The sequence below is a fragment of the Oleiphilus sp. HI0043 genome, from assembly GCF_001634935.1.
This window is the reverse complement of the sequence record NZ_LWEY01001699.1, coordinates 1-735: the sequence shown is the minus strand read 5'-3', so window position 1 is coordinate 735 and position 735 is coordinate 1. Positions and strand designations below refer to the sequence as shown.

General features: G+C 48.0%; 1 pseudogene. It reads right to left on the bottom strand.

Annotated elements, in window-relative coordinates:
• Nucleotides 1-735: pseudogene (locus A3729_RS25900) on the bottom strand (malate synthase G); the annotation flags it as partial.

Here is a 735-nt window from a genome sequence, read left to right as displayed (position 1 = left end):
CTTCTGCGTCAACCGCAGCAACAGAGTCTTCACAGTCCATGATAGTGGTCAGTGCCGCTTCCATGATCAAATCTTTAACGCCAGCAGCGTCAGTTGAACCAACTGGGCTAGTCGCATCGATTTGGATTTCGATGTGCAAACCATTGTTCTTCAAAAGAATAGATGTTGGTGCAGCTACGTCGCCGGTGTAACCAACAAATTTGTCTTCTTCTTTTAGACCTGAAGTAGAACCGTCAGCCAGTGTCACGGCAAGCTTACCGTCAACGATTGCGTAGTTTGTTGTACCGACGTGAGAACCCTTAGCCAAAGGTGCAGCCGTGTCTAATACACCACGAGCATAAGCGATAACCTTGTCGCCACGTACTTTGTTATAACCTGGGCCCTTTTCAGCGCCACCTTCTTCAGAAATAACTTTCGTGCCATAAAGCGCATCGTACAAAGAACCCCAACGAGCGTTAGAAGCGTTCAATGCGAAACGAGCGTTCATTACTGGCACAACTAGCTGTGGGCCAGCCATTTCAGCGATCTCTGGCTCTACATTTTCAGTCGTTGCTTCAAATGCCGGGCCTTCTTCTACCAGGTAACCAATTTCCTGAAGAAATGCTTTGTACTCTGCGAAATCCAAAGACTGGCCTTTACGCTCAGAATGATACGCATCAATCTTAGCTTGAAGGTCATCACGCTTTGCAAGCAGCTCGCGGTTACGTGGTGCCAACTCATTAGCGATTGCGCTGA